The 255-nt window shown below is 35.3% G+C and carries 1 pseudogene; it reads left to right on the top strand.

Annotation, left to right across the window (positions count from 1 at the left end):
* Nucleotides 1-255: pseudogene (locus tag ACSBRB_RS10720) on the top strand (hypothetical protein); the annotation flags it as partial.

The raw sequence follows: 255 nt of genomic DNA, 5'->3' as shown, positions 1-255 counted from the left end.
ATTTTATAAATCACAAAAAGCATATATACTCCGTGTACATATTCAAAAACAAGCCCTTCCATACTTGTTGAGCTTTCTCAGTTTCCATCGTATAACAATTTATCAAGTGATTCGAACTAAATTCGAAAACGAACTCTTCGCCATTGATCAATTAGCCCATATCGAACGCCGGTTTGATTTTTATATTGATGGGTTAACTGACCCGTTCATAAAAGATAAAGTGATTGAAGTGTTACATCAAGGGACCAAGCTCCA

Origin of the sequence: Staphylococcus auricularis, from assembly GCF_051172115.1 — a bacterium.
In the GTDB taxonomy this organism is placed as follows: Bacteria; Bacillota; Bacilli; order Staphylococcales; family Staphylococcaceae; genus Staphylococcus; species Staphylococcus auricularis_A.
The sequence above is the reverse complement of the archived record's forward strand: the minus strand, read 5'-3'. Positions and strand labels throughout refer to the sequence as shown.